This window comes from Halobacterium litoreum, assembly GCF_021233415.1.
Taxonomy (GTDB): Archaea; Halobacteriota; Halobacteria; order Halobacteriales; family Halobacteriaceae; genus Halobacterium; species Halobacterium litoreum.
This window is the reverse complement of sequence record NZ_CP089466.1, coordinates 2,396,848-2,411,346: the sequence shown is the minus strand read 5'-3', so window position 1 is coordinate 2,411,346 and position 14,499 is coordinate 2,396,848. Positions and strand designations below refer to the sequence as shown.

At 68.1% G+C, this 14,499-nt stretch carries 14 protein-coding genes; 8 read left to right on the top strand and 6 right to left on the bottom strand.

All coding sequences use genetic code 11. The features are described from left to right. Positions 1-369, bottom strand: coding sequence for a universal stress protein (locus LT972_RS13235; RefSeq protein WP_232570854.1), 369 nt, complete (start codon positions 367-369; stop codon positions 1-3). 252 nt (positions 370-621) lie between these two features. On the opposite strand from LT972_RS13235, the gene LT972_RS13230 reads away from it, so the two are divergent. After that, positions 622-1,233, top strand: coding sequence for a DUF5806 family protein (locus LT972_RS13230; RefSeq protein WP_232570853.1), 612 nt, complete (start codon positions 622-624; stop codon positions 1,231-1,233). Here the strand turns inward: LT972_RS13230 and LT972_RS13225 are convergent. Then, a complete protein-coding gene (locus LT972_RS13225) occupies positions 1,230-1,712 on the bottom strand; it encodes a DUF7529 family protein (RefSeq protein WP_232570852.1) in 483 nt (160 codons plus the stop codon). The genes LT972_RS13230 and LT972_RS13225 overlap by 4 nt on opposite strands. Before the next feature lie 82 nt (positions 1,713-1,794). On the opposite strand from LT972_RS13225, the gene LT972_RS13220 reads away from it, so the two are divergent. The 5 genes from LT972_RS13220 to LT972_RS13200 all read left to right on the top strand — a co-directional run bounded on the left by LT972_RS13220 (position 1,795) and on the right by LT972_RS13200 (position 8,645). Then, entirely contained in the window at positions 1,795-4,524 is a 2,730-nt protein-coding gene (locus LT972_RS13220; RefSeq protein WP_232570851.1) for an ABC transporter ATP-binding protein, read from the top strand. Between the two features lie 119 nt (positions 4,525-4,643). After that, positions 4,644-6,287: an ABC transporter substrate-binding protein gene (locus LT972_RS13215; protein WP_232570850.1), complete on the top strand. Its 1,644-nt coding sequence runs from the start codon at positions 4,644-4,646 to the stop codon at positions 6,285-6,287. Between the two features lie 60 nt (positions 6,288-6,347). Then, positions 6,348-7,361, top strand: a complete 1,014-nt coding sequence (locus tag LT972_RS13210) for an ABC transporter permease (protein WP_232570849.1) — start codon at positions 6,348-6,350, stop codon at positions 7,359-7,361. Beyond that, on the top strand, positions 7,358-8,278 hold the full coding sequence (locus tag LT972_RS13205) for an ABC transporter permease (protein WP_232570848.1): 921 nt from the start codon (positions 7,358-7,360) through the stop codon (positions 8,276-8,278). Before LT972_RS13210 ends, LT972_RS13205 begins: the two co-directional genes overlap by 4 nt. Continuing rightward, positions 8,271-8,645 carry a DUF7268 family protein gene (locus LT972_RS13200; RefSeq protein ID WP_232570847.1) on the top strand — a complete coding sequence of 125 codons (375 nt, stop codon included), beginning with the start codon at positions 8,271-8,273 and terminating at the stop codon, positions 8,643-8,645. The genes LT972_RS13205 and LT972_RS13200 overlap by 8 nt, the downstream gene beginning before the upstream one ends. Here the strand turns inward: LT972_RS13200 and LT972_RS13195 are convergent. Together LT972_RS13195 and LT972_RS13190 are read right to left on the bottom strand one after the other, a co-directional pair. Then, positions 8,642-9,907 carry a dihydroorotase gene (locus LT972_RS13195; protein ID WP_232570846.1) on the bottom strand — a complete coding sequence of 422 codons (1,266 nt, stop codon included), beginning with the start codon at positions 9,905-9,907 and terminating at the stop codon, positions 8,642-8,644. The two genes, LT972_RS13200 and LT972_RS13195, sit on opposite strands and share 4 nt — an antisense overlap. Positions 9,908-10,048: 141 nt before the next feature. Next, on the bottom strand, positions 10,049-10,720 hold the full coding sequence (locus LT972_RS13190; RefSeq protein WP_232570845.1) for a lipoate--protein ligase family protein: 672 nt from the start codon (positions 10,718-10,720) through the stop codon (positions 10,049-10,051). Between the two features lie 52 nt (positions 10,721-10,772). Between LT972_RS13190 and LT972_RS13185 the strand changes: the two genes are divergently transcribed. Continuing rightward, positions 10,773-11,588, top strand: a complete 816-nt coding sequence (locus tag LT972_RS13185) for a hypothetical protein (RefSeq protein WP_232570844.1) — start codon at positions 10,773-10,775, stop codon at positions 11,586-11,588. Positions 11,589-11,619: 31 nt separating this feature from the next. Here the strand turns inward: LT972_RS13185 and LT972_RS13180 are convergent, their stop codons facing one another. Further along, positions 11,620-12,192 (bottom strand): cysteine hydrolase family protein, encoded by a 573-nt coding sequence (locus LT972_RS13180; protein WP_232570843.1) that lies wholly within the window; start codon positions 12,190-12,192, stop codon positions 11,620-11,622. Positions 12,193-12,237: 45 nt separating this feature from the next. Continuing rightward, positions 12,238-12,831, bottom strand: coding sequence for a hypothetical protein (locus tag LT972_RS13175; protein ID WP_232570842.1), 594 nt, complete (start codon positions 12,829-12,831; stop codon positions 12,238-12,240). Between the two features lie 134 nt (positions 12,832-12,965). Between LT972_RS13175 and LT972_RS13170 the strand changes: the two genes are divergently transcribed. Continuing rightward, on the top strand, positions 12,966-14,480 hold the full coding sequence (locus LT972_RS13170) for an Hvo_1808 family surface protein (RefSeq protein WP_232570841.1): 1,515 nt from the start codon (positions 12,966-12,968) through the stop codon (positions 14,478-14,480). The last annotated feature ends 19 nt before the right edge of the window (positions 14,481-14,499 follow it).

Sequence of the window (14,499 nt, the reverse complement as noted above, 5' to 3'; positions counted from 1 at the left end):
TCAGCGCACCAACTTCACGGACACGCGGGCGTTCAACAGCACGAACTCCGCGATGTGGCCGAGGCGAATCTTCCCCATCGGACTGCGCTCGCCCCCGCCCAGGACGATTTGGTCGAACCCCTCGGACTCGGACAACTCCACGAGCGAACTCCCGGGGTCGCCGGACAACTGTCGGACGTTCTCCGGCAGTCCCGCGTCGGCGAGCGCCGACCGCGCCGCGTCGACGAGTTCGCTCGGGTCGCGGTCGCTCTCCGGATTCTCCACGACCGCCACCGTCAGGTCGTCGCCCGCGTCCACCGCCCGCTCGACGGTGTGCTCGAGGGCGTCCAGCGAGTCGTCCGCGCCCCCGATGCCTAACAGCACTTTCATGGTCGGAGTGTCGCCGCCTCCAGTGAAAAGCGTTCGCCCCTCGTCTCGACCCGTCGGCGCTCGCTCGCGTGTTTCGCTCTCCCGCCGCTCGTCTCACCGAGACCTTTCACTGCGTTCGAGATGCCGCCGCTCGCCCGTTCCGAGACTTCTCGCTTCGCTCGAAGTCCCGCCGCTCGCATTCCCGAGACCTCTCACTGCGTTCGAGGTCTCGCCCCCGACACGCTTTTGCGACCACCTCCGCAATCCCCGAGCATGCCCGAACAGCGTTCTTCTCCCGCCGATTGGGACCTCACGCCCGCCGTCGAACCGGCGGCGGACGGCGACGCCGACGACGTGCCGGCTGACGTCCAGCGCTACGAGCGGTTCTCGAAGATGGACGGCGCGCAGTACGACCGCGTCAACGAGTTCCTCCGCGACCGCACGTACATCACCGCCCGCGAGTGGGCCATCGCGCGGCTCTGCGCCGACTTCCGCACGGAGACCGGCGTGGAGATGACGAAAATCGGGGAGAACCTCCCCGAACTCGTCCCGTTCATGACGGACACGTACACGCCCCAGGCCGTGAATCAGGCGCGCTCGGCGTTCGAGGACAAGGTGACGATGGCGGGCGCGACGTTCCTCTACGGCGCGATGTCCGGGTTCTTCACGGCGGACGAACTCGACGACCTGATGTACGAGGTGGCGGAGGTCGCGAAGTTCCTGCTCGAAGTCGAGGGCGTCGACCTCGCCGTCGAGGAGGAATTAGAGGCGGAAGAACGCATCTCGTCGGTGATGCGGGACGTGCGGTCGGCGAGCGACGAACTCAGACACGAGGGAACCGACTGCCCGAACTGCGGGCACACCATCGAAGCCGGCGACGACTAGACGCCTTCGGGGAGAAACGGGCCGACGTCGCTGTGGACGAACTCCACGTAGTCGTCGTTCAGGCGCCGACAGAACAGTCGCAGTTCGCCCGCTTCCTGTACCGTCTGTATCTTCTCCTCGGCCGACCCCGGATTGTAGTACGCGGGCACGAACACCGCCGTCTCGCTGTCCGGGTCTTTCTCCACGACGAGCAGGTAGAACATGCTCGCGTCCTCCGCGCGGAACACGTCCACGTCGGTGAACTCGGCGTCCGCGGCGACGGCTTCCAGTTCCTCGTACTCGGAACCGGGCAGCACCACGTCGATGCCGGTGCGGAACTCGGAGTCGACGAACACGGAGTCGCCGGGGTGGAGTTCGACCGTGGTCCAGCCGCGGTCGCGGTACGCCTCGGCCGTCGCTTCCATGTCCTCGATGACCGGCTGCCAGCCCGAGGCCGCCTGGACGTTGTCCGGCGCGCCGTTCGCGGGGTTCTCGCTCATGTGTCCACGGCGGGTGGCGCCGGGGATAAGGTTTGCCCAAGTCCCGCAAGCTATTTCTTCGCCGCCCTGTGAATACCTCTCAGTGACCGACCTCCTATCTCTCTCCGGCCTCCGGACGCAGTTCAAGACGGAACGCGGCGCAGTGAAGGCAGTCGACGGCATCGACCTCACCATCGAAGAGGGCGAGACTGTCGGTCTCGTCGGCGAATCCGGTTCGGGGAAGAGCGTCACGGCGCTCTCCGCGATGGACCTCGTCGACGACCCCGGCGAAGTCGTGGACGGCTACGTGACGTTCCGCGGCGCCGACCTCGCGGCCGACATCGCCGACGAGTTCGACGGCGCGGTCGTCCCGTACCCCTTCGACCTCGTGGACGCCGTCCGCGAAGTCGTCGCGGACCTCGACGTCGGCGACCGCGTGGACACCACGCCAGCGGAACTCCGCGGGATGGCCGACGACCTCGCGGGTCTCGACGACCCCGCCGGCCTCGCGGACGAACTCCGGGACGCCGCCGACCGCCTCGACGACGACGCCACGCCGTCCGTCGTCGCGGACGCACTCGACGACGCGCTGGACGAGGCCACCGACGGCTTCGTCTACTTCGACGACCGCGCGCGCGAACGATACCAGAACGGCGCCGCCGCGACCGACGCGGGCGTCGAGGACGGCGTCATCGACCTGACCGCGGCGCCAGAGGAGGCGATGCGGAAGGTGCGCGGCGGCGAGATGGGGATGATCTTCCAGGACCCCATGACGTCGCTGAATCCCGCCGTCACCGTCGGCGAGCAGGTCGCCGAATCCCTCCGCCTCCACCAGTACGGCGGCCGCAAACGGGACACGTGGCTGAACGCAATCCGGGAGATTCTCCCGAAAATCGGCGGTCGCGAGCACGACGAGGAAGTGATGGAGGACGTCGTCGACATCCTCACCGAGGTCGGCATCCCGGAGGCGACGACGCGCCTCGAGGAGTACCCCCACGAGTTCTCCGGGGGGATGCGACAGCGCGTGCTCATCGCCATCGCGCTCGCGTGCCAGCCGAGTCTCCTTGTCGCCGACGAACCGACGACGGCGCTGGACGTGACCATCCAGGCCCAGATTCTCGACCTCATCGACGACCTGCAAGACGAGTTCGGGATGTCGGTGCTGATGATCACCCACGACCTCGGCGTCGTCGCGGAGACTTGCGACCGGGTCGCCGTGATGTACGCGGGCGAAATCGTCGAGGAGGGCCCGGTCGAGGAAATCTTCCACAACCCGAGTCACCCGTACACGTACACCCTCCTCGAGTCCATCCCGACCGAGGAGAAAGACCGCCTGACGCCCATCGAGGGGAACGTCCCCGACCTCATCGACATGCCCGATGGGTGTCACTTCGCGGACCGGTGTCCGTGGGTCCAACCCGAGTGCCGGGAGGGCGAGATTCCGTACCTCCAGCACGGCTCCGAGGACGTCGACCACCGCTCGAAGTGCATCCTGCCGTCCTTCGACGAGAGCGAGTACGGCACGCAGGGCGTGACGTCGGCGACGGACACCGACATCGGCGACCCCATCGTGGAAATCGAAGGACTGCGGAAGTACTACGAGCAAGAAGACGGCTTGCTCGACCGATTTTTCCCCGGCGAGAAGCCGAGCGTGAAGGCCGTCGACGGCGTGAGCCTCGACGTCCACGAGGGCGAGACGCTCGGTCTCGTCGGCGAGTCCGGCTGCGGGAAGTCCACCGCGGGCCGCGCCATCCTCAACCTCGACGCCCCGACCGACGGAACCGTCGTGTTCGCGGGCCAGGACCTCGGCGACCTCTCGAAGTCCGAACTCCGGGAGAAGCGCAAGGACATGCAGATGGTGTTCCAGGACCCGATGTCGAGTCTCGATCCGCGGATGACCGTCGGGCAGACCATCATGGAGCCGTTGAAGATTCACGGCCTCGCGAAGGGTCGGCGCCGACAGCGCGTCTTCGAACTGCTCGAAGAGGTCGGCCTCGACCGCAGCCAGTACGACCGCTACCCCCACGAGATGTCCGGCGGCCAGCGCCAGCGCGTCGGCATCGCCCGCGCGCTCGCGGTCGACCCCGACTTCATCGTCGCGGACGAACCCGTCTCCGCCCTCGACGTCTCCGTGCAGGCCCAGATTATCAACCTCATGGAGGACCTCCAGGAGGAGTTCGGGCTGACGTACCTCTTTATCGCACACGACCTCAGCGTCGTCCGCCACATCTCCGACCGGGTCGCCGTGATGTACCTCGGCGAAATCGTGGAGGTGGCCGAGACGAGTGCGCTGTTCGACGACCCGAGACATCCGTACACGAACGCGTTGCTCTCCGCGATTCCGGAGCCGGACCCGCGCGCGGACACGGGCGACCGCACCATCCTCAAGGGCGACGTGCCGTCGCCCATCGACCCGCCGTCGGGGTGTCACTTCCGCACGCGGTGTCCGTCCGTGATTCCGCCGGAGGACCTCGACATCGAACAGGAGCGCTACCGCGAGGCGATGTTCTACCGCCAGCGCGTCGAGTCTCGCGACATCGACCTCGAAGCCGTCCGCGAGGAGGCCGCCGAGGCGTCCGAGCCGGCGCGCGCCGTCGCGGACGGCGGCAGCGGGTTCGCCGCGGTGCTCGACCGGGAGTTCTTCGACGGGCCGCTCTCGGGTCGCGCTCGGGACGCCGTCGACGAGTCCTATCGCCACCTCGAAGACGGCGACTGGGACGCGGCCGAGGACGTCCTCGAAGAGACCTTCGAGAGCGTCTGCGAGCGAAAAGACCCCGCGCTCGGTGACAGCGACCACCCGGCGGCCTGTCACCTCTTCGAGGACGCGGAGTAACGAACCTGCGGCGGCGCCGACACGTTTACTCGCTGTGAAGTAACTTACCGGTAGAACTGACCGACTACACACCGTTCCCGTCCGGTAGTATTATCTATGTAGGTGTATGGGGTTTTCTCATGGCAGGCAATAACAGCCAGGTTTCCAGGCGCAGTTTCCTGAAGGCCGCCGGTAGCGCAACTGTCGCTGCGACCGCGACGAGTTCCGTTGCCGGCTGTATCGGTGGCGGCGGCGGTGGCGGCGGAACGCTCCGCTACGGCCGGAGCGCTCACTCCGACACGCTCGACCCGCAGAACACCACGAGCGGCGAAGTCGCGAAGGTCACGAACCAGGCCTACGAGGGCCTCATCGGCTTCCAGCCCGGCGAATCCTCCATCACGGAGGCGCTCGCGACGGACTGGGAACTCGACGGCACGAACGTCACGCTCACGCTCCGCGAGGACGTGACGTTCCACGACGGCAGCGACTTCACCGCCGACGACTTCATCGCGACGTACCGCCGGTTCGTCGACGAGGACTACGAGTACTACTTCGAGGACGCCTCCGTCTACGGGCCGTTCACGCTCGGTAACTGGATCGAGAGCGTCTCCAAGGACGGCGACTACACGCTGAACATCACGCTCTCGCAGCCGTACGCGCCGATGCTGCGCAACCTCGCGATGTTCGCGTCCGTCGTCATCTCCCAGCAGGCCATCGAGAGCGACGACGTGAACCTCGGCCAGGAGATGGTCGGCACCGGACCGTTCGAACTGGAGAACCTCGACAACGCGAACAACCGCATCCAGCTCACGTCCTTCGGCGACTACTGGGGCGACTCGCCGAACGTCGGCGAGGTCATCTTCCTCACGCGCGGCCAGAACTCCACGCGCGCACAGGCGCTCATCGAGGAGGAGATGGAGATCATCGACGGTCTCGACCCGGACACCATCCAGCAGATCAACGGCTCGGACACCGCCGAGGCCCGCACCGCGACCGGCATCAACATCGGCTACATGTCGATGAACATGTCCCGCGTCGAGGCGTTCCGCGACAAGCGCGTCCGGCAGGCCATCAGTTACGCGATCAACACCGAGCAGATCGTCAACGAGATCTACTCCGGTATCGCGACGCAGGCCGACCAGCCGTGCCCGCCGGCGCTGTTCGGGCACAACGACGACATCAGTCCCTACGAGCACGACCCCGAGGAGGCCCAGCGCCTCCTCGAAGAGGCCGGCTACGGCGACGGGCTCTCGTTCGAACTGACGACGTTCCAGAACGCGCGCGGCTACAACCCCGCGCCGCTCCCGACCGCCGAAACCATCCGGACGAACCTCTCGGAAGTCGGCATCGACGTCACCATCGACGACCGCCAGTTCTCCGACTACCTCACGTACACGTCCGAGGGTCGCCACGACGCTTCGCTCTCCGGTTGGTACACCGACAACGCCGACCCGGACAACTTCATGTACGTGCTGATGCACCCGCAGGTGGAGTCCCCCGAAGGTCAGGACTGGGTCGACTGGGGCACCGAGGGCTTCAACACGTCCGACCGTAGCGCGTGGGCGAACCAGGAGTACATGGACCTCATCGAGGAGGCCCAGCAGGTCTACGACGAGGACGAACGTGCGTCCCTCTACCACGAGGCCGCACAGATTGCCCACGACGAGGCGCCGTGGATCTACATCGACTACGCCGACGAGACGCGTGGTGTGAGCAACAGCGTCAGCAACTACACCATCTCCGCGATCGGTGGGCCGCACCTCGACCTCGTGGAAGTCGAGTGACGAGTCCGTAGTCGACGCACGACGGGACATTTTTTACCCCTCGTCCTCTCCCCTTGGGTAATGGTATCAAAGCGGTTTGTAACCAAACGACTACTGCTGCTCGTTCCCGTGTTGTTCGGGGTGGCGTCGCTCGTCTTCGCCGTTCTCCACCTCTCGCCGGGCGACCCCGCCGTCGCCATCGCCGGCGACCGAGCGAGCCAGGAGTTCATCAACGAAGTCCGGGCCGACCTCGGCCTCGACGACCCGCTCTGGCAACAGTACGTCCGCTTCCTCGGCGAAGTTGTCACGTTCAACTTCGGCGAGTCGTACCAAGTCCAGCGCGGCATGCCGGTCAGTGAACTGCTCGCCGACCGCCTCCCGGTCACCATCGAACTCGCCATCCTCGGGCAGATTGCGGGCCTCCTGTTCGGCATCCCGCTGGGCATCCTGAGCGCCGTCAAGCAGGACACGCTCACGGACCACCTGACCCGCGTCGGCGCGCTCGCCGGCATCAGCGTCCCCATCTACTGGAGTGGCCCCCTGCTCATCCTGCTGTTCGCGCAGGTCCTCGGCATCCTTCCGACGAGCGGCCGCATCGGGTCGGCGTACTTCATCGACTCGACCACCGGCTTCATCCTCGTGGACACGCTCCTCGCCGGGAACATGGCGGCGTTCCGGTCCGCGGTGATGCACCTGCTGATGCCCGTCGTCGTCCTCGGCATCTACTCGATGGCGTTCATCTCGCGGATGATGCGCTCCTCGCTGCTGGAGGTCATCCGGCAGGACTACATGCGGACCGCCCGCGCGAAGGGCCAAGGTTCGAAGATTACGGTCCTCAAGCACGGCCTCCGGAACGCGTTCATCCCCGTCATCACCATCATCGGCATCCAGTTCGGGTCGCTGCTCGGCGGCTCCGTCCTCACCGAGACCGTCTTCGAAATCAACGGCATCGGGACCCTGCTCGTGGACGCCATCAGTCGTAGCGACTACCCGGTCGTGCAGGCGACCGTGTTGGTGTTCGCGTTCCTGTACACGCTCGTCAACCTCTTCGTGGACATCACGTACTCCGTCCTCGACCCCCGGATCGACCAATGAGCACCGAAACCACACAATCGTCTGACGTAGAGCGCAGTCTCCTCGACCGCCTCCGTGCCAGCCCGTTCCTCACGGAGCTGCTGTCGAACCGAATCGCCGTCTTCGGCCTCGTGCTCATCCTCGGGATGTTCGCGCTGGCCATCTACGCGCGGTTCGCGTACGACCTCCAGGCCATCGTCGCCACGCAGTTCGGGTCGAACCCGACCGAGGCCGCGCCGAGCGCCGAGTTCTGGTTCGGCACCGACGGGCAGGCCCGCGACATCTTCCCGCGCGTGCTGTACGGCGCGTGGTTCGCGCTGAAGTTCGGGACGGCGACCGTCCTCGCGTCGACCGTCCTCGGCATCGCCGCCGGGACGCTCGCGGCGTACTACGGCGACCTCGCGGACAACGTCATCATGCGCACGATGGACGTGTTGCTCTCGTTCCCGTCGCTGCTGTTGGCGCTCGCGCTCGTCACCATCTTCCCCGAGTCGCTGGGGCTGTGGCGCGCCGTCGCGGCGCTCACCCTCGTGTACACGCCGCGGTTCGCGCGCGTCGTTCGCGGCGCCGCGCTGAAAGTGCTCGAAGACGAGTACATCGAGGCGACCCGGGCGCTCGGCGCGACCGACCCGCGCCTGCTGATTCGCCACGTGCTCCCGAACTGCCTCGCGCCCATCACGGTCCAGTCCACGCTGAACTACGGGCTGGCCATCATCGACATCGCGGCGCTGTCCTTCCTCGGGTTCGGTGCGAGCCCCGGCGACCCGTCGTGGGGGATGATGCTCTCCGAGGGCGTCGAGCGCGGCCTGTTCTCGGGCGCGTGGTGGTGGTCGTTCTTCCCCGGCCTGTTCCTCGCGCTCGCGGTGCTCGGGTTCAACCTCCTCGGTGACGGGATGCGGGACGCGCTCGACCCGCGCATGCGGGACACCGTTGACTGACGACGCGTCCCCCGGTTCGGCCGCACTGGGTCGCCGCCTCCGCGTCCTCGTCCCGGCGGCGGCACGCTGGCTGGCGGTCGGCGCCGCCGTCGGCGTCGCGCTCTCTGTGGGTCTACTCGCGGTGCGGACGCCGCGGGCCGCGACGGACACGGCGTTCGCGCTCGGCCTGCTCGTCCTCGGCTTCGGCGTCACCGCGTGGTCGACGGCTATCGGCCTCGGCGAGACGATAGAGGGCGTCCAGGCCTACATGGACGTGAGTTCGGGCTGGACCGAAGCGAGCGCTCGCGAGGCGTTTTTCGTGCTGTCGTGGTCGGGCTTCGGGTGGGTGTTCGGCGCGGCCGCCACGTCGCTCGCGCTCGGCGTCTAACGCCGGACGTTCTCGCCGCCGTGGGCGGCGAACTCCTCGCCGTCCCACACCACCGTTCCGCGAATCATCGTCCACTCCGGGAACACCCCTCGTTTCCCCTCGAACGGCGTCCACTCGCAGTTCGAGTGGAGGTCCGCGCCGCGAATCGCTCGCGACTCCTCGGGGTCGACGAGCACGAGGTCGGCGTCTCGGCCTTCCTCGATTCGCCCCTTCTGCGCCAGTCCGAACACGTTCGCGGGGTTCGCGGCCGTCACGTCGCGCACGCGCTCGTAGGTCAGTTTCCCGTTTCGCGCCGCCTCCAGAAGAAGCGGGAGCGACGTCTCGACGCCCGGCACGCCCGACGGCGCGTCCCAGATGCTCGCGTCCTTCTCCGCGCGCGTGTGGGGCGCGTGGTCCGTCGCCACCATGTCGACGCGCCCGTCCGCGAGTCGCTCGAACAGCGCTTTCCGACGCTTCTCACTCCGGAGCGGCGGGTTCATCCGCCCGAACGTCCCGAGTTCGTCGAGGTCGTCGCGAGACAAGAAGAGGTGGTGGGGCGTCACCTCGCAGGTCGCGCCGCCGGCGTTCGCGGCGTCCACGCCCTCCGGCGTCGACGTGTGCGCGATGTGGACCGTCGCCCCGGCGTCGCCGCCCACCGAGACGGCGCGCTCGACGGCCACTTTCTCGGCCTCGGCGGTCCGGTACGCGCTCCACGCGTCCGCGTCGTCCCGCGACTTCGCCGCCTCGTCGAACAGGTCGGCGTCCTCCGCGTGGACGGTGACGACCACGTCCTCGTCGGCGGCCTTCTCACAGGCGTCAGCGAACAACTCCGCTTCGATGCCCATATCGCCCGTGGAGTCCGCGAGGAACACCTCGCCGAGCGCGAACAGCGGCCGGTCGAACAGCGACTCGGGGCCCCAGTCCGCCGTCACGCCGCCGTTGATGCCCCAGTCCACGACGCTCTCGCTCGCGTACTCGGCCTTCTCGTCGAAGGCGTCGCCCGTCACCGTCGGCGGACTCGTATTTGGCTGGTCGACCACCGTCGTCACGCCGCCCGCGGCCGCGCTCCGCGACCCGGTCGCCCACGTCTCCTTGTGGTCGTAGCCGGGCTGTCGGAAGTGTACGTGAACGTCGACGGCGCCCGGCAGGAGGAGGTTCCCGTCGGCGTCGATGGCTTCGTCGCCGGTCAACTGCTCGCCGACCGCGTCGATGCGGCCGTCGTCGCCGACGCGCACGTCCCGCCGCCGGCCGTCCGCGAGGGTCGCGTCCCGGATGACTCGCATGGGTGTAGGTCTGTGGGCGCGAGCGTAAGTGCTGTGAAGACATCCGAGGAATCGCCTCCGAGAACGCCCTCGCCGTCTCGCCCGTTCAGTCCGCCAGGGAACCGGCTGTGTCACTGGCCGTAAAATCGGTGGCCGCCGCAGTCACGGTACGCGCTCGACGGTCGGGACCGAACCGCCTACAAGAGCGTCTTCGACTGCCTCGCGGACGCGCTCGGGGTCGCCGCCCGAGTCCGCCACACTCCCCACGGAGTCGGGGTCGAAATCGACGCCGAGCGCCGGGTAGACGTCCGCTAACACGCTCGCTATCTCCTCGCGGTCGTCCACGACGAGCACGCCGGAGGTGAGCGCCGCGCCCTTCGTGACGCGCTGGGCGACGCCCGCGAGTTTCCCGTCGGCCTGCACCGAGTGGTCGCCGGGACAGAACGAGTCCGCGGGTTCGCCCTCGCGGGCGTCGACCCCCACCGTTTCGAGTGCGTCGAGCACGTCCGCGACCATCGCGTCGTAGCGCGCCGACAGCCCCGAGCGCACGTCGCCGATGGGTTCGATGCGCGCGAACGCGAGCGTCGTGTCCGTGTACGCCACCGCGCGCCCGCCGACCTGCCGCTCGACGGCGGGGAAGCCGTGTTCGCGGGCGGCCTCGCGGGCGTCCTCGTAGCCGTCCTCGTTGGCGTCCCGCCGCCCGAACGCCACCACGCGTCCGGGCGCCCACACACGAACCGCGGACTCGCCGGTCTCGCGAGCGAAATCCAGCAGGTCGCGGGTGGCCTCGTGGTCCGCCTCTCGGGTGTCGGCCCGGCCGCGGAGTACGCGCATACCCCTCGTTGGGACCGACGCAGGTAATTCCTCCCGGTTCCAAACCGAGGGCATGGTCACGCTGTCCGGCGACGTGCTCCGCCGGTATCCCCGGGTCTCTCGCTACAACTCGCCGTACCCCGCCCACGACGCCGGCTGTGCGGTCGACCTCTATCCGGAACAGAACCGCGCGACCAGCCCGGTCGCCGGCGAGGTCACGGAGACGCGGACGGTGCGCTGCCCCGAGAAGCCGTACGCCGCCGACCACGACCACCTGATCGTCGTGGACATCGGCGACTACCTCGCGCGGATGCTCCACGTCGACCCGGCGGTCGAACCCGGTGACCGCCTCGCCGTCGGCGACGACCTCGGGCAGATGGTTCGCTCGGGCTTCTTCGCGCCGTGGGTCGACAACCACGTCCACCTCGGCTTCCGCACGCGCGACCAGAACCCCGTCCGGGCGTCGGGGTCGCTCCCCCTCGACCTCGGGCTTCCGGTGGAACCGGTCGCGTGGGACGGCGGGGCAACCGTCCTCGACGTGGGCGAGACGTGGGCGCTCCTCGATGCGCCCGCCCACCCCGCGCCCGGCGAGGCGTTCGCGGGACTCGCCAGCGACGACGGCGGCGTCGTGGACGGCGGACTCCCGCACTACGAACAGGGCTACGCGGACGGCGACGCCGCCACCGTCTCCCTGCTCGGTTCAGTCGTCGGCGACCGCACGGGCGACCGGACTGTCGCGTGGCGGGACGTGACGCCGACGGCGAACGGCGCCCCGATTCGCGGCCTGTCGCTGTGGCTCGGCCTCGACCGCCTCGGCGCGAAACTCGTCTGTCCCGGTCACGACCTCTCGGCCGGCGACGACGTGACGGTCGGGATTCGGGACGCGTAGTTTCTCGCGTCCGCGCGACGATTCCGGAGCGTCAGGCGAACGTCACGGTCTCGCGCTCGGCGAGTTCGCCGAACAGCCAGTCGGCGTGCTCGACGGCGTACTCCCTGTGGTCGTCCTCGATGTAGCCGACGGCGTCCTCCACGAGCACGGGCCGGTAGTCCCGGAGACCGGCGGAGCCGGCGGTGTGGAGGACGCAGACGTTCGCGAGCGTCCCGCAAATCAGGAGGTCGTGGACGCCGTGGCTGTCCAGATAGCCTTCGAGGTCGGTCTGGTAGAACGCGTCGTAGGTGTGTTTCTCGACGACGTGGTCGTCCTCTCGCACGTCCAGGTCGCCGTGGAGTTCGGCGTCCCACGACCCCTCGACGACGTGTTCGCCCCACCGGTCGAACTCGTCGTAGTAGTGGTTGTCCGCGAACTGCTCGGGCGGGTGGACGTCGCGCGTGTAGACGACGCTCGCGCCCGCCTCCCGCGCCCGAGCGACGAGGTCGGTGACGGGGCCGAGCGCGTCCTCGCTGGCGGGCGCGTACAGGCTCCCCTCGGGGTGACAGAAGCCGTTCTGCATGTCCACGACGACGACCGCGGTGCTGGCTGGGTCGAACTCCATACCGGCCGTTCGTCGCCCGGCGAAAAAGCAGTTTTGCGCGTCCGGTCAGGCCAGTTCGTCGCCGAAGTACGCGCCCGCGCCGCCCGCGATTGCCGTCCCGACACCCATCAACACCGCGTTCACGAGCGCCTGCCCGTAGTCGACGGAGAGCTGTGAGACCTGCGTCGACGCGATTATCTCGGCGAGCAGGAACAACAACACCGCGCCGACGAGCGACCCGGCGGCCGCCGCGACGGTCGCCCGGCGTTGCTCGCCGAGGCTGAAGCCGACGAGCAGTCCCGCGCCCGCGGCGACCGCGAACCCGACGTACGGCGCGACGCCGAGCGCCGTGTTCGTGAGACCGAGTTTGTACTGCTGGGTCGACAGCGACGCGCCGAGTTCGCTGCCGCCGAACGAACCGAGCAGTATCACCATCACGCCGATGCCGACGCCGACTGCCGCCATCACGCCCGCGACCGTCTTCGCGTAGTTCTGGGTCGCCTGCTCGGAGAGCAGGTCGGTGACCGACGGCTGCTGGCGGCCCGCCGGTCGTCGGTTCGCGCCGCCGTGAGGCTGGGCGTCCGCCAGGTGGTCTCGTTCGTCCGCGGCCTCGTTCTCGCGCTGGCCGCCGTCTCGTCGTTCGTGGTCGTCGTTCGACATCGTGGGCGGAGGTTTCGACTCACTAACTTAAATTGTGGGGGCGAACGCGACGCTCCGAGGGCGCAACCGACCGTTCTCGCGGTCGATGCGACCGCCCGAGGGAGTTTTACGTGTCCTACCGTTGACTTCCCGTGATGGCACGCCGTATCATCGCCGTCGCCGTGGTCTTCCTCGTCGTGCTCGCCGGGTGTCAGGGGGCACCGGGCGCCGACACCAGCACGACGCCGGACGTCACGTCGACGTCGCCCGCGGAATCGACGACCGAACCGCAGTCCACCGACGCGTCCTCGTTCGACTACGCCGACCCCGACGAGGACGTCCTCGGGTGGGAGGGCGGCTTCTGGTACAACGAGTCGATAGACGTCGACCGGTCGAACGGCCTCAACGACACCGAACTCGCCGCCGTCGTGAACCGGTCGATGGCGCGCGTCGAGCGCATCCGCGACATCGAGTTCGAGCGCTCGGTCCCCGTCGAAATCGTGTCCCGCGAGGAGTTCGCGAACGACACCGCGGACGCGTACGGGAACGTCTCCCGGAACGCCTCGCTCCACCAGAACGTCAAGTTCGAGGCGACGTTCATGCTCGCGGAGAACGAGAGCGCGATAGCGCAACTCCAGTCGAACCGCGCGGCGTCCGTCGGCGGCTACTACTCGCCGACCGAGGACCGCATCGTCATCGTCTCCGAGAACACGTCCTCGCCGAAGATGGACGAAATCACGCTGTCTCAGGAGTTGTTCCACGCGCTCCAAGACCAGCAGTTCGACATCACCGACTACAATCAGTCCACGCAGGAACTCCACAACGCCAGAGACGGCATCATCGAGGGTGACGGGAACTACGTCGACTACCTCTACGGCGAGCGCTGCGCCGAGTCCTGGGACTGCCTGATGCCCCAACAGCAGGCCGGCGGTGGCGGCGGGTCCGGCGACCGCCACCTCGGCATCGCCGCCATCAAACTCCAGCCGTACAGCGACGGCCCGGTGTTCGTCCAGCAACTCCGCGAGGAGGGCGGCTGGGACGCAGTGAACGCCGTCTACGAGCAGCCGCCGAAGAGCACCGAGCAGACCATCCACCCCGAGAAGTACGGCGAGGACGCGCCGACCGACGTGACGGTCGCCGACGCCTCGACGGACGCGTGGTCGACGCCCGACATGGGTAACGGGAGCGTCGACTTCGCGCAGTTCGGGGAGGCCGGCCTCTACTCGATGCTCTGGTACCCGAGTTACGCCGAGTCCATCGAGCAGGGCGCGGTGACGAACGTCGTCGTTCCGTACCGGCACTTCGTCGCGCCCGCGCAGAACTCCGGGACACTCGACCTCTACAACTACAGTTACGAGTACACCGCCGGCTGGGACGGCGACAAGCTCGTGCCGTACGTCACCGAGAACTCCGCGCAGAGCAACGAGACGGCGTACGTCTGGAAGACGGCGTGGGACTCCGACACCGAAGCCGGCGAGTTCGCCGAGGGCTACCGGCTGTTGCTCGAACACCACGGCGCCGAGCGCGTGGACGGCACGGCGAACGTCTACCGCATCCCCGAGGGCGAGAACGCGTTCGCGGACGCGTTCCGCGTCGTCGTCTCGGGTGACACGGTCACCATCGTGAACGCGCCGACCGTCGCCCAACTCGACGACGTCCACGCCGCCTGAGAAACGCCTATCCTCGCTC